Genomic DNA, 21,320 nt, shown 5'->3' with positions numbered 1-21,320 from the left:
GGCACGGTGTCGGAGATCGGCGGGACCTTGTGGATAACTCGGTCGCCCCGGACGGCGTTTCTGTGACGATGTCGCCATGGCCCCGCTCTTCCGCTCCCCTCGTCGCCGCCTCCGGGGCGACCTCCGCTTCGCGGTCGGCATCGTCCTCGTGCTCGCCTCGGTCGCCGGCGTCTGGTCCATCGTCACCGCTGCGGACCAGGCGAGTCCCGTGCTCCAGGCCCGGCGCACGATCGTCCGCGGCGAGGTCCTCCGTGCCTCCGACTTCCAGACCGTCGACGTGGCGCTCGGGGCGGTCTCCGACGACTACCTCCGGCCGGAGCAGCTCGCCGCGGGGCGGATTGCGGCCCGCACCCTGACGAAGGGGGAGCTCCTGCCGCGGACGGCGACGGCCGGAGCGGAGAGCAGCCACACGACCACGGTCGTCGTCGAGAGCAGCGTCGCTCTCCCGGAGGATGTGGCGACCGGCACGGAGGTCGAGGTCTGGCAGGCGCCGCTGCGCGACGACGGCCGCTCCTACGACGAGCCGCGCATCCTCGTCGGGGACGTCGCCGTCCGCACCATCCTCGAACCGGACGGGCTCCTCGCCGACGGGGCGGCGGAGGTCGAGATCGTGATCGACCGCAGCGACGTCGCCGCCGTGCTGGGCGCGGTCACCGGCGGGGCGGCGCTCTCCGTCGTCCCCGTCGGGTCCGGATCGTGAGCGTCGTCCTCCTGGCCGTGGCCGCACCCCGCGTGGATGCGCTCGTGGCGGAGCTGGAGTGGGAGGGCATCACGGGGATAGCCCTGCCGTCCGCCGCGCCCGCGGCCCTCATCGCGCGCCTGCAACCGGACGTGGAGGCGGTGGTGGTACCCGCGACCAGGGAGACGCTGACGGTCGAGCTGCGGGCGGCCTGCGACCGCGCGGGCGTCCGCATCCTCACGCTCGGCGACCCGGAGAGCCGAGCGGTGGCCCGGCTCGGGCTCGCCCCGCCACTGCGCACCGATGCGGCGGGCTGGGAGATCGCCGCGGCACTGTCCGCGGATGCGCTCAACGCCCCGCGACTGCCGGTCTCCCCGTCGCGCATCACGACGGTCTGGGGCCCGCACGGGGCGCCCGGACGGTCGACGGTCGCGATCCAGCTCGCCGTCGAGCTCGCCCGTCGCGGTCGGCGGACAGCCCTGGCCGATGCGGACACCGTGGCTCCCTCGCTCGCCCTGCTCCTGGGCATGGACGACGACGCCCCGGGGCTCGCCGGAGCCTGCCGCCGCGCGGGGACCGGGGCGCTGGATCCCGCGGAGCTCTCCCGGCTCTCGGTCCGGCTGCTCGCCGGCGGCACCGAGGTCGACGTGCTCGCCGGGCTCAACCGTCCGAGCCGCTGGCCGGAGCTGTCGGATGCGCGGCTGCGGGCGGCCCTCGAGGCCTGCCGCACCTGGCGGGACGAGACGATCGTCGACGTCTCCGCGGCGATCGACGCCGACGACGAAGCCACCCATGATGTCGTCGGCCCCCGTCGGCACGCCGCGACCACCGCGGCACTGGGCGCAGCGGACCGGGTCGTGGCGGTGGCTCCCGCCGACCCGGTGGGGATCAGCCGTTTCCTCCGCGACCACGCCGAGGTCCGCCGCCTCGTGGGGCGGACGCCGATGACGGTGGTCGTCAATCAGGTGCGACCGGGACCCCTCGGCCTCGACGCCCGGAGTCAGATCCGTCGCACGCTGGAGAGGTTCGCCGGCCTCACCGACATCGCCTTCCTGCCCTACGACCGTCGTGCCGTCGATGCGGCGCTGCTCCACGCCCGGCCGATCTCCGACGTCGCCCCGCGCTCGACGATGGTCGCCGCCGTGCGCCGGCTGGCGGCCGACCTCGATGCGTCCGTGCCCGCGGAGGCTACTGCCGGTAGCTCGACAGGAAGTTCCCGAGGCGCTCGACGGCTTCGCTCAGCACTCGCGGCTCTGGCAGGGTCACGAGGCGCAGGTGATCCGGCGTCGGCCAGTTGAAGCCCGTCCCCTGCACGAGCAGGATGTGCTCGGATACCAGCAGGTCGTAGACGAGCTTGGCGTCGTCGCGGATCTCGTGCACGTTCGGGTCCAGTCGCGGGAAGGCGTAGAGCGCACCCTGGGGCTTCACGCAGGACACGCCGGGGATGGCCTCCAGCCCCTCCCAGGCGATGTCGCGCTGCTCGTGGAGCCGCCCGGTCGGGGCGACCAGGGCGTCGATCGACTGGACCCCGGACAGCGCCGCCTGGACGGCGTGCTGCGCCGGGACGTTCGGGCAGAGCCGGGTCGAGGCCAGCAGCGTGATGCCCTCGATGAAGCCCTTGGCGTGGTCCTGCGGTCCCGTGACGACCATCCAGCCGGACCGGTAGCCGGCCACGCGGTACGTCTTGGAGAGCCCGTTGAACGTGAGGCAGAGCAGGTCGGGGGCCAGGGTCGCCGTCGGGATGTGCACGGCGTCGTCGAACAGGATGCGGTCGTAGATCTCGTCGGAGAGGATGAGCAGCTGGTGCTCGCGCGCGATCTGCACGAGGCCCTCCAGCACCTGCCGGGAGTAGACCACGCCGGTGGGGTTGTTCGGGTTGATGATCACGAGCGCCTTGGTCCGCGGCGTGATCTTGGACCGGATGTCCTCGAGGTCGGGCTGCCAGCCCTGCTCCTCGTCGCAGAGGTAGTGCACGGGCGTGCCGCCCGCGAGGCTCGTCATGGCCGTCCAGAGCGGGTAGTCGGGAGCGGGGATGAGGACCTCGTCCCCCTCGTCCAGCAGCGCCTGCATGGTCATGGTGATCAGCTCGGAGACGCCGTTGCCGAGGTACACGTCGTCGGGATCGAAACGGGGGAACCCGTCGATCTCCTCGTACCGGCTCACGACGGCACGCCGGGCGGAGATGATGCCCTTGCTGTCGCTGTAGCCGTGGGCCGTGGGGAGCGCCGCGAGCATGTCGTGCACGATCTGGTGCGGGGCGTCGAAGCCGAAGATCGCGGGGTTGCCGGTGTTGAGCTTGAGGATCCGGTGGCCCTCTGCTTCCAATCGCGCCGCCTCGACGAGGGCGTTTCCGCGGATCTCGTACAGGACGTTCTTGAGCTTCGACGACTGGTCGAAGGTGCGCGATGGTGTCATCGATCAAGCCTACAGGGACGACAGGAGGGCCAATCCGCACGGACTGGCCCTCCTCGTCACCCGAAGGCTACTTCTTCTTCTTGCTCTGCGCGCGCCGCTGCTCGCGGTTGCCCGCCGCCGGGGCGGCCGGCTCCGTGCGCTGGCCGAAGGCGCCGCGCGGGGCCTCCTCCGGCTCGGCCTGCTGCGGAGCCTGCGCCCGGGCCGCGGCCTGGCGCATCCGGTCGGTCGCGGCCTGCTGGACCTGCCCGCGGTCGTTGCGGACCTCGACCTCGCCGGCGTCGTTCGCCGCCGAGTACTCCAGGCGCTGCTCTCCACCGTCGGTGGCGAGCCCCTTGGCCTCGACCTCCGCCGTCTCGGCGTCGCCGGCGCGACGGACCTCGACCTCGAGGTTGTAGAGGTAGCCGACCGACTCCTCCTTGATCTGGCCCATCATCGACTGGAACATCGCGTAACCCTCGCGCTGGTACTCGATGAGCGGATCGCGCTGCGCCATCGCCCGGAGGCCGATGCCGTCCTTGAGGTAGTCCATCTCGTACAGGTGGTCGCGCCAGCGGCGGTCGAGCACCTGCAGGACGACGCGACGCTCGAGCTCCCGGGTCGCGGCCTCGCCCAGCGACTCCTCGCGCTTCTCGTAGGCGATCTTCGCGTCCGACAGCAGCTCACGCGTCAGGCCCTCGGCGGTGATGCCGCCCTTGCGTCCTGCGGCCTCCGACACGACCTCGTCGATCGTGACGCTCACCGGGTACAGCGTCTTCAGCTCGGTCCAGAGGGCGTCGAAGTCCCAGCTCTCGTTGTGGCCCTCGCCGGTGTGGTCCTTCACGACGCCGCTGATCGCGTCCTCGATGAAGTGCTGCACCCGATCGGCGATGTCGTCGCCCTGGAGGATGTGGCGGCGGTCGGCGTAGATCGCCTCGCGCTGACGGTTGAGGACGTCGTCGTACTTGAGGACGTTCTTGCGCATCTCGGCGTTGCGGGCCTCGACCTGCGACTGGGCGCTGCGGATCGCCCGGGACACGAGACCCGACTCGATCGGCACGTCGTCGGGGAAGTTCGTGCGGGCGAGGATCGCCTCGGCGGCGCCGGACTGGAACAGCCGCATGAGGTCGTCGGTGAGGCTCAGGTAGAAGCGGCTCTCGCCGGGGTCGCCCTGACGACCGGACCGACCGCGCAGCTGGTTGTCGATGCGGCGCGACTCGTGGCGCTCGGTGCCGAGCACGTAGAGGCCACCGGCCTCGATGACCTTCTCGGCCTCCTCCTCGACGACCTTCTTCATGGTCTCGTAGGTCTCGTCCCACGCGACCTCGTACTCCTCCGGCGTCTCCACCGGGTCGAGTCCCTTCGCTTTCAGCTCCTGCACCGCCAGGAACTCGGCGTTTCCGCCGAGCATGATGTCGGTGCCTCGGCCGGCCATGTTCGTCGCGACCGTCACGGCGCCGAGGCGGCCGGCGCGGGCGACGATCTCCGCCTCACGGGCGTGGTTCTTCGCGTTCAGGACCTCGTGCTTGACGCCCTTCTTGGCGAGCAGGCGCGACAGGTACTCGCTCTTCTCGACGCTGGTGGTGCCGACCAGCACCGGCTGCCCGCTCGCGTGGCGCTCGGCGATGTCCTCCACGACCTGCGCGAACTTCGCCGCCTCGTTCTTGTACACCAGGTCCGGCTGGTCCTTGCGGATCATCGGCTTGTTGGTGGGGATCGGGATGACGCCGAGCTTGTACGTCGACATGAACTCGGCGGCCTCGGTCTCGGCCGTACCGGTCATGCCGGCGAGCTTGTCGTAGAGGCGGAAGTAGTTCTGCAGAGTGACGGTGGCGAGGGTCTGGTTCTCGGCCTTGACCGGCACCCCCTCCTTCGCCTCGATCGCCTGGTGGATGCCCTCGTTGTAACGGCGTCCGACGAGGATGCGTCCGGTGTGCTCGTCGACGATCATGACCTCGTCGTTCATGACGACGTAGTCGGTGTCCTTCTTGAACAGCGCGAGCGCCTTGATCGAGTTGTTCAGGAACGAGATGAGCGGCGTGTTGGCGGACTCGTAGAGGTTGTCGATGCCGAGGTAGTCCTCGACCTTCTCGATGCCCGGCTCCAGGACGCCGACGGTGCGCTTCTTCTCGTCGACCTCGTAGTCCTCGCCGGCGACGAGCGTGCGCGCGATCTTGGCGAACTCCGCGAACCAGCGGTTCGCCTCGCCCGAGGACGGCCCGGAGATGATGAGCGGCGTGCGGGCCTCGTCGATGAGGATGGAGTCCACCTCGTCGACGATCGCGAAGAAGTGCTCGCGCTGGACGAGGTCCTCCTTGCGCCAGGCCATGTTGTCGCGGAGGTAGTCGAAGCCGAACTCGTTGTTCGTGCCGTAGGTGATGTCGGCCGCGTACTGCTCCCGGCGCACGGCGGGTGTCTGGCCGGAGACGATGATGCCCGTCGTCATGCCGAGGGCGCGGTAGACGCGGCCCATCAGCTCCGCCTGGTAGCTCGCGAGGAAGTCGTTCACGGTGATGACGTGCACGCCCTTGCCCGCGATGGCGTTCAGATAGGCGGGGAAGGTGGCGACGAGCGTCTTGCCCTCACCGGTCTTCATCTCGGCGATGTTCCCGAGGTGGAGGGCGGCGCCACCCATGATCTGCACGTCGTAGGCGCGCATGCCGAGCGTGCGCTTGGCGGCCTCGCGCACCGCGGCGAAGGCCTCGGGCATGAGCTGGTCGAGCGTCTCACCCTTCTCGTAGCGGGCGCGCAGCTCGGCGGTCTCGTTGCGCAGCTCGTCGTCCGTGAGCTGGGAGATGTCCTCCTCGAGGGCGTTCACCGCCTTCACCACCTGGTTCAGACGGCGGATGATCCGCCCCTCACCTGCGCGCAGCAGCTTCTCAAGAGGATTCGCCACGGATGTCATCTCCCTGTCATTGGGTCATTCGCCGGCCGCCGTGAGGCGAGCGCCAGGCATACTTTGCCATGTTACCGGCCTGTGACCTCCACGTCGCCTGCATGGGGCCGCCGCGCCGCGTCCGGGAAATTGCCCGGTATGCATATACTCGGCACTGCTTTCCATCCGCCATCCTCGGGAGACCGGTCATGTCCGTACGCCAGAGCCTGCTCGCCATCCTCGACCAGGGCCCCTGCTACGGCTACCAGCTCCGCCACGAGTTCGACCGCCGGACCGGATCGACCTGGCCGCTCAACGTCGGCCAGATCTACAACACCCTGGAGCGGCTCGAGCGGGATGGGCTGGTCCAGCGCGGGGAGGCCGACGACCACGGTCACGTGTACTGGCGCATCACGCCCGCGGGCTCGGCCGAGGCGGCACGCTGGCTCACCACCCCCGTGCTCCGCGCTCCCGCGACGCGCGAGGAGCTCGCCGTGAAGCTCGCCGTCGCGGCCACGCTGCCCGGAGTCGATGCCGCCGCCATCCTCCGCAGCCAGCGGGACGCCTCGCGGCAGCGGCTCGAGGACCTGCGGCGCACGCCCTCCCCCGGCCTCGCCGCCGGCAGCCCCGAGGATCTCGCGTGGTCGCTCGTCCTCGACTCGCTCGTCTGCGCCGCGGAGGCCGAGCTCCGGTGGCTCGACCAGGCGGAGGCCCGACTCGCGCAACACCCCCATCCCGAGATGGCCCTGGAGCTGACCACCGAACGCCCCAAGCGAGGACGCCCCGCGAAGGCGGCGCCCTCCCCCGTCGTCGGCGGCGATCCCGTCGCCCTCCCCGCCTGACGCACCGGCCGACGATGCCCGCCGTTCGCCTGGAGCGGATGCTCAGCCCGCGCACGCGCCCGGGAAACTAGGATCGGCACATGGCTGGATTTTGGGGCAGACGCAAACGCGAACAGGAAGAACTCGCCGCACAGGACGCGGACCTCGCCCGGCGTGCGGAACAGGCACTCGTCGCCGCCGACGAGCGCATCCGCACCACCTCCGATGAGCTCGTCTTCGCGGAGGCCGAGCTCGGCGAGTCCCTGACCGCCGACCTCAAGGCCGCGCTGCTGTCGGTGCGCACGCACCTGCGGGAGGCCTTCCAGCTCCACCAGCTCAACCACGACGAGATCCCGGACACCGACGAGGAGCTGCGCACGCGGAACGCGCGCATCCTGCAGCTCTGCGACTGGGCCCAGGACCTCCTCGACGAGAAGACCACCGTGCTCGCGGAGTCCGTCGCGAAGGTGCGGCGCGCGCCCGAGATCATCGCCCAGGTCCGCGCGGACGCCGAGGCGCTGAGCGCCCGCATCCCGCAGACGGACGAGACGGTGTCCCGGCTGTCCGCCCGCTACTCCGACTCCGCCATGCATCAGATCACCGCCAGCGCGGCCGAGGCGGAGCAGCTGATCCGTTTCGCGACCCACAGCGCCGACATCTCGGAGCGTCGCCGCGCCGCGAAGCAGAACGAGGAGGCGAACCTCGCGCTGGAGACGGCCACCGAGGCGACGCGTCGCGCCGCTGCCCTGCTCGACGCGGTGGAGGACTTCGAGATCGAGGCCCTGCGCGCCGAGTCGACGCTGGCCGAGGTCATCGCGGACTCCCGCAACGACCTCATCGCCGCCCGGACCGCTCCCTCCACGCCCGCCGTGGCGGAGGCCGTCGCCCGGCTGCAGGCGGCCCTGGCCGCCCTCACCCCCTCGGGCCAGCCCAACGACCCGTTCGCCGAGCTCTCGCGTCTGCGCGAAGCCAACGCCGGTCTCGACGACGCGATCGCCACCGCCCGGCATCGCGCCGAGAATCCGCTGCCGAGCATCGCGCAGGTCCAGCACGCGATCGACGACGCCGACCGCCAGCTGGGCGTGGCCCGCGGGCTCATCGCCGGGCATCGCGGATGGATCGGCGCCGATGCGCGCACCCGTCTCGCCGAGGCGGAACGACTCCGCGTCGATCTCCCGGCCCTGCTTCCTGCCGAAGAGACCCGCGAGGCGGCGCTCGCCCAGGCCCGCCGCGTCGCGCGCCTCGCCGCGGAGGCCCTCCAGCTCGCGCAGCGCGACATCGACTCGTCCCGCCCGCAGGATCAGGACTGGGGCGGCGGATGGGGCGGCGGTCCTCGTCGCGGCGGCGGGATGGGCGGCGGCGACCTCGCCTCCGGCATCCTCGGCGGGCTCGTCATCGGCAGCATCCTCGACGGCATCTTCGACTGACGCCGTCCGGTCTTCACACGAGAACGGCCCGACCCCCGCGGGGATCGGGCCGTTCTCGGTCGGATCAGGAGGCGAGCGCCTCGGCGGGCGGAGCCTGCGTGCTCAGGGCGATGACACCGTAGTCCCAGCCCTTGCGGCGGTAGACCACGCTCGGGTGGTCGGTGCGCGCATCGACGAAGAGGAAGAAGTCGTGCCCGACGAGCTCCATCCGGTCGACGGCCTCCTCCACCGTCATCCACTCCGCCTCGAAGCTCTTCGTGCGGATGACGACGGGCGAGTAGTCCTCCTCCTCCTCGCTCTGCACCGGGATGCTGCCGGTCGCGACGGCGTGCAGCACCTCGGCGGAGGCCGGCTGCACGTCGATGCCCTCGAGCGATCCGCTGCCCTTCTCGAAGTGCGGGCCGCGCGGATGCTGTCGTCCGTCGACGCGCTTCTCCTTCGCGCGGCGCAGCTGCTCCGTCATCTTGTCGATCGCGAGGTCGAGAGCCACGAACTTGTCGCCGTCGACGGCCTCGGCACGGACCACGGGGCCCTTGCCGACCAGCGTCAGCTCGACCGTCTCGTCCGGGATGCGCCCGTTGCGGTAGACCCGGTGCGTGACCTTCACGTCCAGACGTTGCGCCTTGGCGGCGAGTGTCTGGATCTTGGCGATCTTCTCTTCGACGACGGTGCGGAAGCGATCGGTGATGCCCACTCCGACGCCCACGATGCTCGTTTCCATTGCTGCCTCCTTGTCCCGGTCCACCCGGCCAAGGGCGGACCGTGGTCGCCTTGTGACACCCCACCGTAGTCCGACGCGCGGCGGATGTCACGGCCCTCGACCCTGTGTCTCCGGTGAGTCTTCGATGAACCTCATCCGGATTCCGGCGACTTCGGCGTGGCGGCGAGCGCGACGGCCCCGACGACCACGAACCCGGCGGCGACGAGCGCCCGGACCGCCTCGTCGAGCGTGGCTCCCGTCGTGACCACGTCGTCCACGACCACCGCCGGGGCCCCGGATCCCCGGCGCCGCGAGATCATCGCCCCGCGGACGTTCGCGGCGCGGTCCGGGGCAGCCAGCTCGCGCTGGTCGCGCACCCGGCGCGTGAGGGTCAGGACGCGCTGCGGATCGGCTCCGGCGCGCCGGACGAGGAGCTCCGGAACGCGGGTGCCCCGACGACGGAACGCGGCGCGCGAGGTCGGCACCGGGATCACCCAGACCCCGGGGACGAGGACGGGCGTCAGGACAGCGGCGAGCGCGGCGCCGAGCGGCCGGGCCAGGAGCGTCTCGCCCTCCCCCTTCATCCGCCGGATGCAGGACGCTGCGGGACCCTCCAGAGCGAGCGCGGCTCGGACCCGCAGGCCCGCCGGCGTGCGCACCTCGCGCGGCGACGGATCGAGCGCGTGCCGGCAGTCGTCGCAGAGCAGCGTCCCCGGACGCTCGCACCCGGCGCACCGCGCGGCGAGCAGAAGGGCGCCGATCTCGGCGAGGAGCGCGTGCGTCCGTGTCGTGATCCCCATGCGGGCATCCTGTCGCCCGGAGCCGCCGCGCGGGCCACGAAGGGGACGAGGTGCGGGCGGATGGACGTCATCCGCCGCTGTGCAGGAGCGGTCACTCCCCGGCGCGGGTGGCGAGGATCGCGACGCCCTCCGCGACCTCGCGCCACGCCGAGCCGGCGTGAGCGAACAGCTGACCATCGGCATCGAGGATGCGCACGCCCGCGGGAGTGCGGGCGCCGGCGACCGACGCGGCGTCGCTGGGTGCGGTCTCCGCCGACCCGGGACCGCCGACCGGCTGCACCAGGAGCCGCGGGGTGGACGAATCGGTCAGGACGGCCAGGCGATCCGGACCCAGCCAGGCGAGTCCCGTCGACGCCTCGGTGAGCTGGAGCAGCGGGCGCATCTCGCCGAGGTCCGTCGGCACACCGGACCCGTCCCGCACCACCGACGCGACCGCGAGCCAGCGCTGGCCGCCGACCACGATCACCGCCGCCACGCGGGCGCCGTCCGCCGCCACCCGCAGGTCGGAGATGGAGGAGGCGCTCGGCCAGGCACCGGCGACCTTGTGGGCGACCACGTCCGGACCGACGGCCTGCACGGCCTGCGGCGCGCCCGCGGGGACCGACCACACGTAGCCGTAGGGGTCGAGGGACGGCTGCACCAGGCCAGGACGAGCATCCAGCTCGTCGCGCGAGCTCTTGCCCACGAGGTACACATGGCCGTCATCGAGCTGGAGCGCGGCACTCGCATCGTCCGCGGCGACGTCGATCGCCTCGATCGGCTGCGACACGGACTGGATCTGCGGGCTGATCGCGGGGATCGACGCGATCTCGTCGCCGACGATGCGCCCGAACACGCCGTCCTTCAGCACCAGCGTCCCCGGTTCCGGCGTGGAGTCGGCGAGCTCGACGACCCCCGCGTCGAGAGCCCTCCCGTCGACGCTGAAGCGCACCTGGGTGACGTTCACGCCGGCGGCCCTCAACGTGGTTTGCAGCTGGGTGCGCATGCGCGCCAGGGTCGTCCGGTCGAGACCAGCCGCGGGACGCGTCAGCGACACCTCGGCGACCTGCGCCGTGATCAGCACCGCGTCCTGCGCCAGCTGCACGTCGGCGGGGAAGGCCGTCTGGACCGCCGGGTCGAGCCACTCCGCCGGGGTTCCGGCGACGAGCGCCTGAGTCACCGTGGTCGCCGGGCTCTGACGGCGGGGGAACCACCGTATGTCCGGGACCAGTCGCGACCAGCCCGCATCGAACCACTGCAGCGAGTACCCCTCGAAAACGTTGGGGAACCGCGCCTCGTCGATCACGACGCCGTCCGGTGCCTGGGTGATGCGCCACTCGCCGTCCTCGTCCCGGGCCAGGGCGAACGGGATGCTCGAATCCCCGGGGGCGCCGCTGTACGCCCCGGAGTCGTCCACGCTCGCGAGCAGCTCGAGCAGCACCTGCACCTCGGCCTCGTCGGCGTCCTCGACCTGGTCGTCGGCGACGTTCGAGGTCAGGGTCCGCGTCTCCGCTCCGGCGTCGATGGAGACGCCCGCCGACGGGCGCCAGCTCCGCTGCAGCGAGGGCGCCAGGAACTCGCGCGCCGTGGCCCAGTTGTCCGAGGTCGTGATGCCCGCCTCGAGGAAGCCCTCCACGATCTCCTCCGGCCCCGCGCCCGCGATCGGTCCGGAGGCGACGGGGAGGACGTCGACGTCGTCGGGCGACTCCCCGAGCTCGAGGCCGACCGCCACGTCTCCGCTCGTCGGCAGCCCCGCACAGGCCGGCAGCAGCAGGGCCACGACCGCCACGGCAGCGGCGCGGAGGAGGCGACGTGACGCGCGCGTGCTCATGACTGGTCCTTCCCGTCGAGGAGATCAGAGTACGTCTCGGCGATGGAGATCGGCTGCGTGGCATCACCGAGCTCGGCGAGGGGCTCCTGCGGCTCCACCGGGATCGGACTGGGTCCGTCGAGCACCCGGTCGTGGCGGGGCACGGTGAGGACGAAGTGGGAGCCGACGCCGAGCTCGGACCAGACCGCCAGGGTCCCGCCGTGGAGGGTGGCGTCGCCGAGGGCGATCGACAGCCCGAGCCCGGTGCCGCCGATCGTGCGCTGACGCGACGGGTCCGCCCGCCAGAATCTGTCGAACACCCGCTCCGCGTCTCCGGGGTCCATGCCCAGCCCGAAGTCCCGGACGCCGGCCGCCACCGCGTGCTGGTTGCTGTCCACCGTGACGACGACCGGGCGTCCCTCGCCGTGCTCGATCGCGTTGCCGATGAGGTTGCGCAGCACCCGCCGCACGCGGCGCGGGTCCATGTCGACCGGCGAGTAGCCGCCGGGTGCCACGAGACGGATCTCCGTGCCGTGCCCTTCCGCGAGCGGCCGCATCTGCTCGATCACGTCCTCCGCGAGCTGCGCGAGACTCGTGGCCTCCAGCTCGAGCTGCACGGACCCCGCGTCGTAGCGACTGATCTCCAGCAGGTCGGCCAGCAGCGTGTCGAACCGCTGCACCTGCGCGTGCAGGAGCTCGGCGGTGCGTGCGGTCGTGGGATCAAACTCGTCACGCTGGTCGTTGAGCATGTCGGCGGCGAGGCGGATCGTCGTCAGCGGGGTCCTGAGCTCGTGCGAGACGTCGGACACGAAGCGCTGCTGCACCATGGACAGCTCGCCGAGCTCCTTGATCTGCGCCTCGATGCTGTCGGCCATCGCGTTGAAGGAGCGGCCGAGGGTCGCGAGCTCATCCTCGCCGTGCACCTCCAGCCGCACGCCGAGATCGCCCGCCGCGAGCCGTGCGCTCGTCTCCGCCGCCTGGACGATCGGGGTGGACACGGTCCGCAGCACGATCCAGGAGATGGCCGCGACGATGGCGACCAGCCCGATGCCGGCGATCCACAGGGTCCTCTGCACGAAGACGAGGGTCTGGTCGGCGTCGGCGAGGTCGTAGGCGAAGTAGATCTCGAAGGATCCGGCTTGCGGCACCTGGAGCTGCTGCCCCACGACGATGCCCGGCACGACGCCGCCATCCTCGGTGGGCAGGGCGACGGACTGCCAGGCCTGCCGGTCGTCGAACTCGCGGACCCGGGCCTGCAGCTCGGGGCTCAGCAGATCCGGCGTCAGCCCGGCGGTGAAGCCGTTGAGCCGTACCGTCCCTGAACCGTCCTGGATCTTGAAGCCGGCGAGCTGGTCGGCACTCGACGTGCGCGAGAGGGTGTCCGGGATGCCGTTCCAGAGATCGGTCAGCGCCGCGGGGTCGTCGCCCACCTCCGCCACGTCCAGGAGCGACTGCGCCTGGTCCACCGCCCGGCGGGCATCCTCCAGCGCGACGTTCTTCCGCGACACGAAGAGGTCGTTCTGGATGACGAGCGCCATCGTGACGCACGTGATGAAGATCGCCAGCGACGTGGCGACCAGGGTGATCGCGAGGGTGCGGAACCGGAGCGACCGTCGCCACAGCGCCGCCAGCACGTCCGGCCAGCCGCGCCAGTCGCGGAGGACGGCGACGGCCGTGGTCGCTGTCGTCGCGGCCATGGGGTCTCTAGGTGACGCTGCCGGCGCGGTAGCCCACGCCGCGGACCGTCATGACGATCTTGGGGTTGTCCGGGTCGAGCTCGACCTTCGCCCGCAGGCGCTGCACGTGCACGTTCACGAGCCGCGTGTCGGCCTTGTAGTGGTAGCCCCAGACCTGCTCGAGGAGCATCTCGCGGGAGAACACCTGCTGCGGCTTGGAGGCGAGGGCCACGAGGAGCTGGAACTCCAGCGGCGTGAGGGCGATCGGCGTCGTCCCGCGGCGCACCTCGTGCGCGTCCACGTCGACGGTGAGGTCGCCGATCCGCAGCTGCTCGCTGGAGGCCTGCGGTGTCGGCCGCAGCCGGGTGCGGATGCGGGCCACGAGCTCCTTGGGATTGAACGGCTTGACCATGTAGTCGTCGGCGCCGACCTCGAGACCGCGCACCACGTCGGCCGTGTCGCTGCGTGCCGTCAGCATGATGATCGGCACCCCCGACTCGGCGCGGATCCGCGTGCAGATCTCGATGCCGTCCATACCGGGGAGCATCAGGTCGAGGAGCACCAGGTCGGGACGCTGCGCGCGCCACTCGTCGACGGCGCGCGCGCCGTCCGCGCAGAACACCGGCTCGAATCCCTCCGTGCGCAGCACGATGCCGATCATCTCGGCGAGCGCGGTGTCGTCGTCGACCACAAGGATGCGTGAGGTCATAACTGTTACCTTATGGCACCGAGTCCCGCCCTCCGCAGGTCTGCGCCTCAGCGCGAGGATATGACACGATGGGAGCGCACGACGGAGGGAGGCCCGTGAGCGGCCAGACGTGGACCCCAGCTCCCCGGAAGGGCATCATCCCCCTTCACCCGCTGACCTTCGGCATGCTGCTGGGCAAGGCCTTCGCGGCGCTGCGGCACAACCCCAAGGTCCTGTTCGGGTTCGCCGTCGTCATCCAGCTCATCGTGGTCATCGCCACGGCCGGGGTGATGGGCGTCGTCCTGTTCACGACGTTCTCCCGGTTGGAGACGGTCTCCCCCTCCTCCCCCGACTTCGAGGCCGTGTTCGCCGGCACGATCGCCATCAACCTCCTCGCCGGGCTCCTCGTCGGGCTCGCGTCCATCGCGTTCACCGCGATCATGCAGGGCGTCGTGGCCGCCGAGGTCGGCTACGCCACGGTCGGCGTCAAGGCCACGCTGCGCATGCTGTGGCGCCGGATGGCCCCGGCGTTCTGGCGGCTCGCGGGATTCGCCTCCCTCTCGGTGCTCGCCCTCTTCGGCGGCCTCGCCATCGTCGCGGGCGTCATCGGCGCGCTCATCGCCGGCGGCCTCGGCGGCACCCCGGAGATGATCGGCATCGTGGTGCTCGTCGTGGTCCTCCTGGGCCTGGCCGCGATCCCGCTCACGGTGTGGCTGTCGACCAAGCTGCTGCTCGTCCCGTCGATCCTCGTGCTGGAGCGCGCCCGGTTCCGCGAGGCGTTCGTGCGGTCCTGGCGCCTGACCCGCGGCCGCTTCTGGGTCGCATTCGGCGTGACCTTCCTCATCAGCCTGATCATGGGCCTGGCGATGCAGGTGGTCAGCTTCCCGACCGCCATGCTCTCCTCGTTCCTCGGCACCGTCATCGCGCCCACCGGCGCCAGTGAGCCGAGCGCGGTGGTCGGGTACGTCTTCGCCCTCCTCGCCCCGCAGGTTCTCCTGCTGATCCTGCAGGCGATCGCCATCGTCGTGCAGAGCACCGGCGGCGTGCTCGTCTACCTCGACTGCCGGATGCGCTATGAGGGTCTCGACCAGGCCCTCCTCTCCCATGTCGAGCGCCGCGACCTCGGCGTCCCCGAGGATCAGCTCGGCGATCCCTTCGCGGTCGATCCCTCGCGGGCCGTCACCAGTGCTCCCCCGCCGCGTCAGGTGCCGGAGCACGTCATGATGACGCAGGCGTACGGCGCCCCCGGATACGGCGCCCCCGAGTACGGCGCGCCCGGATACGGGGCTCCCGGATACGGGGCTCCCGGATACGGGGCTCCCGGATATCCGGCGCCGGGTGCGCAGACGGCGCCTCCCTCCTTCGCCCCGCCGCCCCCACCCGCGCCGGCACCCCCGGCCTCGCCCCCCGCCGATGCCGATGCGGGAGGCGGATGGACGGCTCCGGGCAGCTCCCGGCAGCCATGATGCGGCGCTTCGACGACGTCTTCGTCCCGGACGGGGAGGAGGCACGACGCTGGGCCGAGGAGGAGCTGTCCAACCCGCGGTACGCGGACGCGAAGCCCACCTGGTTCGATCTGTTCGCGCGCGACGTGATGCGCTTCCTCGGCGACCTCTTCAGCGGGGACAACGGCGCGAACGTCGGCCCCACCGCGCTCATCGTCGTCACGGTGCTCATCGCCGCGGCCCTGGTCACCGCTCTGCTCGTCTGGGGACGCCCCCGACGGTCGCGAGCGATCCGCCGCCCCCAGGGCGACCTGCTCGGCGCCGCCGACGATCGCAGCGCCGCGCAGCTCCGCGTCGATGCCGAGCGCAGCGCACGGCAGAACGACTGGGACACGGCTGTCGTGCTGCGCTATCGGGCCATCGCCCGCAGCCTGCTCGAGCGCGATCTCATCGATCCGGCACCCGGCGCGACCGCGCAGTCGATCGCCCGGTCCGCGAGCGCGGTGTTCGCCGAGGAGGCCGAGTCCCTGCGCCGCGCCGCCGCGTCCTTCGACGATGTGCGGTACCTGCGCCATCCCGCCGCCGAAGACGACTACCGCCACCTCGCCGCGACCGACGAGCGGCTCCGCGCCCACCGCCCAGAGGCGGTGCCGGCATGACGACGACCGCCCCTCCCGACGAGGCCGTCGACACCACCGCGGAGCGGCCGAAGCGTCGCACCGCGTCCCTGTGGGGATGGGTCCTCGTCGCGGTGCTCGTGATCGCCGTGGCCCTCGCGGCTTCGCAGCTCGCCGCGACCGGTCCCGGTGCGCGGGGCGCGCTCGACCCGGAGAGCCGGTCCGACACCGGCGCCCTGGCGCTCGCCGAGCTCCTCCGGGATCAGGGCGTCGAGGTCGAGGTCGTCCGCTCCCGGGCGGCAGCCGCGGCCGCCCTCGACGAGGACAGCACGCTCGCCCTGACCAACCCCTACACGCTCTCCGACGAGGCTCTGGCGGATCTGCTCGCGCCGGCCGACCGTGTGGTCTTCCTCTCCACCGGCACGCACCTCCTCTCCGAGCTGGCGATCGGCGAGAATGCCTCCGGCTCGGCGGCCCCCCGGCCGGCCGCGTGCGCCGTGCCCGCGTTCGCCGAGGTCGGCGACATCCGTCCCGATCGACTCTTCGCCCCCGCCGACGGTGTCACCGGCTGCTTCGCCGACGGCGATGCGGCCGCCGTGCTCGTGGACGACCGTGACGGACACCGAGCCGTCGTCGAGGGCGTCAAGCTCTTCAGCAATGCGACCCTCGCCGAGGACGGCAACGCCGCGCTCGGTCTCGCCCTGCTCGGACAGACCGCGCGCGTGGTCTGGTACGTGCCGTCCTACGAGGACACCGACATCCAGGGCGCGACCCCCGATACGCTCGGCACCCTCACCCCGGACTGGGTCACCCCGGCGATCCTGCTGCTGCTCACCGCGGGCCTGGCCGTGGCCGTGGCCCGGGGCCGACGATTCGGTCCGCTCGTCGCCGAGACCCTGCCGGTCACCGTGCGCGCCTCGGAGACGATGCACGGACGCGCCCGTCTGACGGCGAGGGCGGCCGACGCCCCGCACGCGGCCGAGGCGCTCCGAGAGGGAACCCGTCGGCGGTTGGCGCGGCGGCTGGGCCTGGCCGCGCACGCGAGTGCGGACGAGGTGGCGGACGCCGCCGCCGACCGGCTGCGGATCCCGCGCGGCACGCTGCAGAGCCTGCTGGCGGGACCGCCGCCCACCGACGACGCGGCACTGGTCACCCTCGCCCGACGCCTCGACGAGCTGGAGACCGCCGTGGAGACGAGCGCGCAGACCCCACGGAGCGACGCATGAGCACCTGCCCACCCCGCATCCTTTTCCCGACCGAAGCCGAGGAGACCCCGTGACCGACGAGAACAGTCCCGCCGACGACGCCGCGCTGCGCCAGGCCATGCACCGCGTCCGCACCGAGGTCGACAAGGCGGTGGTCGGCCAGGCCGGTACGGTCACCGGCCTGCTCGTCTCGCTCCTGGCCCGCGGCCACGTCCTGCTCGAGGGGGTGCCCGGAGTGGCGAAGACCCTCGTGGTGCGCTCGTTCGCGCGGGCTCTGGGGCTCGACACCAAGAGGGTCCAGTTCACCCCCGACCTGATGCCGGGCGACGTCACGGGATCCCTCGTGTACGACGCCAGGACCGGGGAGTTCGACTTCCGCGCCGGACCGGTGTTCACGCACATCCTGCTCGCGGACGAGATCAACCGCACGCCTCCCAAGACCCAGGCGGCGCTCCTGGAGGCGATGGAGGAACGCCAGGTCTCCGCGGACGGCGTCAGCCGCGCGCTGCCCGATCCCTTCCTCGTCGCGGCGACGCAGAACCCCATCGAGCACGAGGGGACGTACTCGCTGCCGGAGGCGCAGCTCGACCGCTTCCTGATGAAGCTCGTCGTGGGCATGCCGGAGCGGGACGCGGAGGTGTCCGTGCTGCGACGCCACGCCCAGGGCTTCTCCCCGCGGGAGCTCACCGGCGTCGAGGCGGTGATCGGCGCCGACGAGATCCGTGCCGCGCAGCAGGCGGCTGCGCGGGTCGACGTGACGGACGATGTCCTGGGCTACGTGGTCGACCTCGCCCGCGCGACCCGGCAGTCCCCCTCCGTCGAGCTCGGCGCCAGTCCCCGGGCCTCGACCGGCCTGCTCGCCGCGGCGAAGGCATGGGCGTGGCTCAACGCCTCCACCGCCGTGACCCCGGACCACGTCCAGACGATGCTCGTCCCGGTGTGGCGGCATCGCCTGCAGCTCCGCCCCGACGCCCAGATGGAGGGCGTGTCCGCCGACGCCGTGCTGACGTCGGTGGTCCAGCAGACCCGGGTGCCGATCTAGGTGTTCGTCACGGGCCGCCTCGCCGTCGCCCTCGCCGTCGGCATCGTGCCGCTGGTCCTCGCGGGACTGGCGGGGTACCCGCCGTACGCCGTGCTGGGCGGATGGATCGGGCTCTGCGTGCTCCTCGTCGTGGTCGATCTCGTCTTCGCGGGTGACCCCCGCGCGGCGACCGTCACCCGGCGCGTCCCGGCGCGTGCGCGTCTCGGCGAGCAGATCCCGGTCAGCGTGGCGGTGGAGAACCGCGGGGCCCGACTGCTCGACGTCCTCCTCCGCGACGCCTGGCAGCCCACCGCCGGCGCGCCGGAGTCGCGACAGCACCTGCGCATCCCGCCTGGCGAGCGCCGGCGCGTGGACATCCCCCTCCGTCCGCGACGCCGCGGCGAGCTGGTCAGCGCCTTCGTCGTGCTCCGCTCCCGCGGCCCGCTGGGCCTCGCCGGCCGCCAGGCGCGGCACCCCGTCCGCGGCGCGATCCGCGTGCTGCCGGCGTTCTCCTCGCGCAAGCACCTGCCGTCGCGGCTCGCGCGCCTGCGCGAGCTCGACGGGAACACGAGCATCCAGGTACGCGGCCAGGGCACGGAGTTCGACTCTCTGCGCGAGTACGTGCGCGGCGACGATGTGCGCTCGATCGACTGGCGGGCGACGGCACGCGCGGGCACCACGATGCTCCGCACCTGGCGCCCGGAGCGCGATCGGCACGTCGTCCTCATCGTCGACACCGGACGGACGGCGGCCGCACGCGTGGGCGACGGCACGAGACTCGACGCCGCGCTGGAGGCGGCCCTGCTGCTCTCCGCGCTCGCCTCCCGCGCCGGTGATCACGTGCACCTGCTCATGCACGACCGTGTCACCCGGGCGCGGGTCACCGGCGTGGACGGCACCGGGCTCCTGCCCGCGCTGACCGACGCCATGGCCCCGGTGCACGCCCGTCTCGTCGACACGGACTGGCACGCGGCCTTCGCGGCGGTGCGCACCCTGACGACCCGCCCCTCCCTCATCGTCGTGCTCACCGCTCAGGACGCGGCCGAGTCCGCCCGGGGCTTCCTCGGGGCCTTCCCCGATGCCTCCCGGGCCACCACGGTGCTCGTCGGGTCGGTGACCGATGACGGCATCGCCGCGCTCGCCCGTGCCCGGGGGTCCCGCGAGGAGGTCTACCTCGCCGCCGCCGCCGAGCGCACGCTTCGCGACGCCGAGAACGTCGCGGACGCGATCCGCCGGGCGGGCGGGGAGGCCATCGCCGCCGACCCGGAGGATCTGCCGCCCCGGATCGCCGACCGCTACCTCGAGCTCAAGGCGGCGGGACGGCTCTGACCGCGGTCCGCGGAGGCGTCAGCCCGCGACGAGCCGTGGCGTGCCCGACTCGTACTCCACCAGATCGCCGGTCTCGCCCCGCAGGTGCGCCCGGCGGCCGACGACGAGCATGTAGATGAGGAACACCGCGAGCGCCGCCGCCCCGATGCCGATCTTGACCGGCCAGGGCAGCGCCCAGCCGGTGACGAAGCCCTCCACGAGTCCGGAGAGGAAGAGCGCGAACACGAGTCCGAGGGCGACCGTGGCCAGCGCCCTCCCCTCCGCGGCGAGCGCTTCACCGCGCGTGCGGGGGCCGGGCACCACCCACGCCCAGAACATGTGCAGGCCGGCGGCCGCGGCGACGAAGATGCACGTCATCTCCAGCATGCCGTGCGGCAGGATGTAGAGGACCATGAGGTCGGCCTTGTCGTGGATCGCCATCACGGCCCCGGACGTGCCGAGGCCCAGGGCGTTCTGCACGAGCATGTAGACGGGCCAGATCCCGGTCACGCCGAACAGCACGCATTGCATCGCGATCCAGGCGTTGTTCGTCCAGACCATGCCCATGAACACCGCGGCGGGGTTCTCCGTGTAGTACCCGGTGAAGCTCTCGTCGGCATACTGCTGGAGGGCGTCGGGCGGCCCGAGGGTGGCGACGAGGGCGGGATCGCTCGCGATCCAGGCGGCGGTCCCGACGGCGACGGCCACGAAGGCGAGAGCGATGACGAGGGTCGTCCATCGCAGCCGGTACAGCGCCGCCGGCAGCTGCAGCCGGAAGAAGCGCGCCGTCTGGGTGAGGATGCTGTCCGCGGCGCCGGTGAGACGGAGTCGCGCGCGCACGAGGATCGTGGAGAGGTAGGCGCCCTGCGGCGACTCGCCGATGGAGGTCTTCAGCTCCGCGAGGTCGGCCGAGGCGGCGCGATAGCGCACGATGAGCTCGTCGACGCCGGCGCCGTCGAGACGAGCCCGGCTCAGGGCGTCCAACCGCTCCCATTCGGACCGGCGTGCATCGGCGAGGGCATCGGCATCCACCTGATTTACTGTACTCATGTCCGCGCAGATCGACGTCTCCGACGAGGTGCTCTCCGGAGAGGCGGTCGCGATCGACGTGCAGCCCGTGGGGTTCCTCCTCCGGGCGGCGGGGGCCGTGATCGACATGCTGCTGGGCTACGCCGTCTTCGTCGGATCGATCTTCCTGCGCCTCTGGCTCCTCGACATCGGCGTGCTCGACCCGGCCACGGATCGCATCGCCCTCGTGGCCTCCCTCGTCGTCAGCTTCGTCGTCCTGCCGATCACGATGGAGGTGGCCCTCAAGGGCCGAAGCCTCGGCAAGCTCGCGGTCGGCGGGCGGATCGTGCGGATGGACGGCGGCGCGGCGGGGTTCCGGCATGCGTTCATCCGCGCCCTGCTCGGTGTGTTGGAGATCTACCTCACCTTCGGCGGCCTCGCGGTCCTGGTCGGCGCCTTCACGGCGCGATCCCAGCGGCTGGGCGACCTCGTCGCCGGCACCTACAGCCAGCGGGTGCGCACGCCGAAGCTGTTCACCCCGGCTCCCGTCCTGCCCCCAGCGCTGGCGGGGTGGGCGCAGGTCGCCGACGTGGCCCGTCTCCCCGACCGCCTCGCCCGCCGCATCTCGCAGTTCCTCGTGAGCGCCCCGCGCATGCTCCCGGCGGCGCGCGAGCGCGTGGCGGCCGACCTGCTGGCCGAGGCGACACCGTACGTCTCCCCCGTGCCGGCCGCGCCCGCGGAGCTCGTCCTGGTCGGCGTCACCGTGCTGCGGCGGGAGCGGGAGCGGCGGGCGCTGGAGAACGCCGACCGTCGGGCGGAGAAGCTCACCGGGCGGCGCCTGGGCGTCTGAGGGCGGCCCGCACCCGTGGT

Annotated in this window: 18 protein-coding genes; 10 read left to right on the top strand and 8 right to left on the bottom strand. The window is 72.1% G+C overall.

Features of this window, described 5'->3' with window-relative positions; translation table 11 throughout:
• Positions 1–76: 76 nt before the first annotated feature.
• A complete protein-coding gene (locus tag IZR02_RS06035; RefSeq protein ID WP_025103054.1) occupies positions 77–700 on the top strand; it encodes an SAF domain-containing protein in 624 nt (207 codons plus the stop codon).
• Positions 697–1,977 (top strand): AAA family ATPase, encoded by a 1,281-nt coding sequence (locus IZR02_RS06030; RefSeq protein ID WP_025103053.1) that lies wholly within the window; start codon positions 697–699, stop codon positions 1,975–1,977. Before IZR02_RS06035 ends, IZR02_RS06030 begins: the two co-directional genes overlap by 4 nt.
• Here IZR02_RS06030 and IZR02_RS06025 read toward each other — a convergent pair.
• Positions 1,868–3,094, bottom strand: a complete 1,227-nt coding sequence (locus IZR02_RS06025) for a pyridoxal phosphate-dependent aminotransferase (protein WP_025103052.1) — start codon at positions 3,092–3,094, stop codon at positions 1,868–1,870. The genes IZR02_RS06030 and IZR02_RS06025 overlap by 110 nt on opposite strands.
• 67 nt (positions 3,095–3,161) lie before the next feature.
• Positions 3,162–5,966, bottom strand: a complete 2,805-nt coding sequence (secA, locus tag IZR02_RS06020; protein WP_025103051.1) for a preprotein translocase subunit SecA — start codon at positions 5,964–5,966, stop codon at positions 3,162–3,164.
• A 188-nt stretch (positions 5,967–6,154) separates the two neighbouring features.
• Between secA and IZR02_RS06015 the strand changes: the two genes are divergently transcribed.
• On the top strand, positions 6,155–6,787 hold the full coding sequence (locus IZR02_RS06015; protein WP_025103050.1) for a PadR family transcriptional regulator: 633 nt from the start codon (positions 6,155–6,157) through the stop codon (positions 6,785–6,787).
• An 80-nt stretch (positions 6,788–6,867) separates the two neighbouring features.
• A complete protein-coding gene (locus IZR02_RS06010) occupies positions 6,868–8,193 on the top strand; it encodes a hypothetical protein (RefSeq protein WP_025103049.1) in 1,326 nt (441 codons plus the stop codon).
• Between the two features lie 64 nt (positions 8,194–8,257).
• On the opposite strand, the gene hpf is transcribed toward IZR02_RS06010, so the two are convergent.
• The 5 genes from hpf to mtrA form a co-directional block, all read right to left on the bottom strand.
• Positions 8,258–8,914 carry a ribosome hibernation-promoting factor, HPF/YfiA family gene (hpf, locus tag IZR02_RS06005; protein ID WP_025103048.1) on the bottom strand — a complete coding sequence of 219 codons (657 nt, stop codon included), beginning with the start codon at positions 8,912–8,914 and terminating at the stop codon, positions 8,258–8,260.
• A gap of 131 nt (positions 8,915–9,045) precedes the next feature.
• Positions 9,046–9,693, bottom strand: a complete 648-nt coding sequence (locus tag IZR02_RS06000; protein ID WP_025103047.1) for a ComF family protein — start codon at positions 9,691–9,693, stop codon at positions 9,046–9,048.
• A 91-nt stretch (positions 9,694–9,784) separates the two neighbouring features.
• A complete protein-coding gene (locus IZR02_RS05995; protein ID WP_025103046.1) occupies positions 9,785–11,503 on the bottom strand; it encodes an LpqB family beta-propeller domain-containing protein in 1,719 nt (572 codons plus the stop codon).
• Positions 11,500–13,179 carry an MtrAB system histidine kinase MtrB gene (mtrB, locus tag IZR02_RS05990; RefSeq protein WP_025103045.1) on the bottom strand — a complete coding sequence of 560 codons (1,680 nt, stop codon included), beginning with the start codon at positions 13,177–13,179 and terminating at the stop codon, positions 11,500–11,502. The genes IZR02_RS05995 and mtrB overlap by 4 nt, the downstream gene beginning before the upstream one ends.
• A gap of 7 nt (positions 13,180–13,186) precedes the next feature.
• Positions 13,187–13,867: an MtrAB system response regulator MtrA gene (gene mtrA / locus IZR02_RS05985; RefSeq protein ID WP_025103044.1), complete on the bottom strand. Its 681-nt coding sequence runs from the start codon at positions 13,865–13,867 to the stop codon at positions 13,187–13,189.
• 95 nt (positions 13,868–13,962) lie between these two features.
• Between mtrA and IZR02_RS05980 the strand changes: the two genes are divergently transcribed.
• From IZR02_RS05980 to IZR02_RS05960, 5 genes are all read left to right on the top strand, one after another.
• A complete protein-coding gene (locus IZR02_RS05980; protein WP_025103043.1) occupies positions 13,963–15,312 on the top strand; it encodes a glycerophosphoryl diester phosphodiesterase membrane domain-containing protein in 1,350 nt (449 codons plus the stop codon).
• Entirely contained in the window at positions 15,279–15,950 is a 672-nt protein-coding gene (locus IZR02_RS05975; RefSeq protein WP_025103042.1) for a DUF4129 domain-containing protein, read from the top strand. Before IZR02_RS05980 ends, IZR02_RS05975 begins: the two co-directional genes overlap by 34 nt.
• Entirely contained in the window at positions 15,947–17,134 is a 1,188-nt protein-coding gene (locus IZR02_RS05970) for a DUF4350 domain-containing protein (protein WP_217316579.1), read from the top strand. Before IZR02_RS05975 ends, IZR02_RS05970 begins: the two co-directional genes overlap by 4 nt.
• A 97-nt stretch (positions 17,135–17,231) precedes the next feature.
• Complete coding sequence (locus tag IZR02_RS05965) at positions 17,232–18,155, top strand: AAA family ATPase (protein ID WP_231729611.1); 924 nt, start codon at positions 17,232–17,234, stop codon at positions 18,153–18,155.
• Positions 18,156–19,463 (top strand): DUF58 domain-containing protein, encoded by a 1,308-nt coding sequence (locus IZR02_RS05960; protein ID WP_025103039.1) that lies wholly within the window; start codon positions 18,156–18,158, stop codon positions 19,461–19,463.
• A gap of 18 nt (positions 19,464–19,481) precedes the next feature.
• Here IZR02_RS05960 and IZR02_RS05955 read toward each other — a convergent pair whose 3' ends face one another.
• Entirely contained in the window at positions 19,482–20,474 is a 993-nt protein-coding gene (locus IZR02_RS05955) for a stage II sporulation protein M (RefSeq protein ID WP_025103038.1), read from the bottom strand.
• A 16-nt stretch (positions 20,475–20,490) separates the two neighbouring features.
• Here IZR02_RS05955 and IZR02_RS05950 point away from each other — a divergent pair, with 16 nt between their 5' ends.
• Positions 20,491–21,300 (top strand): RDD family protein, encoded by an 810-nt coding sequence (locus IZR02_RS05950; protein WP_025103037.1) that lies wholly within the window; start codon positions 20,491–20,493, stop codon positions 21,298–21,300.
• Positions 21,301–21,320: the final 20 nt, after the last annotated feature.

The organism is Microbacterium paraoxydans (assembly GCF_019056515.1).
Taxonomy (GTDB): domain Bacteria; phylum Actinomycetota; class Actinomycetes; order Actinomycetales; family Microbacteriaceae; genus Microbacterium.
This window is presented reverse-complemented; position numbering and strand designations above follow the sequence as displayed.

What these genes read in the sequence shown, in the direction of transcription:
- IZR02_RS06035 (WP_025103054.1), top strand. Translation starts at nt 77, where the DNA reads ATGGCCCCGCTCTTCCGCTCCCCTCGTCGCCGCCTCCGGGGCGACCTC.
- IZR02_RS06025 (WP_025103052.1), bottom strand. Translation starts at nt 3,094, where the DNA reads ATGACACCATCGCGCACCTTCGACCAGTCGTCGAAGCTCAAGAACGTC.
- IZR02_RS06015 (WP_025103050.1), top strand. Translation starts at nt 6,155, where the DNA reads ATGTCCGTACGCCAGAGCCTGCTCGCCATCCTCGACCAGGGCCCCTGC.
- IZR02_RS06010 (WP_025103049.1), top strand. Translation starts at nt 6,868, where the DNA reads ATGGCTGGATTTTGGGGCAGACGCAAACGCGAACAGGAAGAACTCGCC.
- hpf (WP_025103048.1), bottom strand. Translation starts at nt 8,914, where the DNA reads ATGGAAACGAGCATCGTGGGCGTCGGAGTGGGCATCACCGATCGCTTC.
- IZR02_RS06000 (WP_025103047.1), bottom strand. Translation starts at nt 9,693, where the DNA reads ATGGGGATCACGACACGGACGCACGCGCTCCTCGCCGAGATCGGCGCC.
- IZR02_RS05995 (WP_025103046.1), bottom strand. Translation starts at nt 11,503, where the DNA reads ATGAGCACGCGCGCGTCACGTCGCCTCCTCCGCGCCGCTGCCGTGGCG.
- mtrB (WP_025103045.1), bottom strand. Translation starts at nt 13,179, where the DNA reads ATGGCCGCGACGACAGCGACCACGGCCGTCGCCGTCCTCCGCGACTGG.
- mtrA (WP_025103044.1), bottom strand. Translation starts at nt 13,867, where the DNA reads ATGACCTCACGCATCCTTGTGGTCGACGACGACACCGCGCTCGCCGAG.
- IZR02_RS05975 (WP_025103042.1), top strand. Translation starts at nt 15,279, where the DNA reads ATGGACGGCTCCGGGCAGCTCCCGGCAGCCATGATGCGGCGCTTCGAC.
- IZR02_RS05970 (WP_217316579.1), top strand. Translation starts at nt 15,947, where the DNA reads ATGACGACGACCGCCCCTCCCGACGAGGCCGTCGACACCACCGCGGAG.
- IZR02_RS05965 (WP_231729611.1), top strand. Translation starts at nt 17,232, where the DNA reads ATGCACCGCGTCCGCACCGAGGTCGACAAGGCGGTGGTCGGCCAGGCC.
- IZR02_RS05950 (WP_025103037.1), top strand. Translation starts at nt 20,491, where the DNA reads ATGTCCGCGCAGATCGACGTCTCCGACGAGGTGCTCTCCGGAGAGGCG.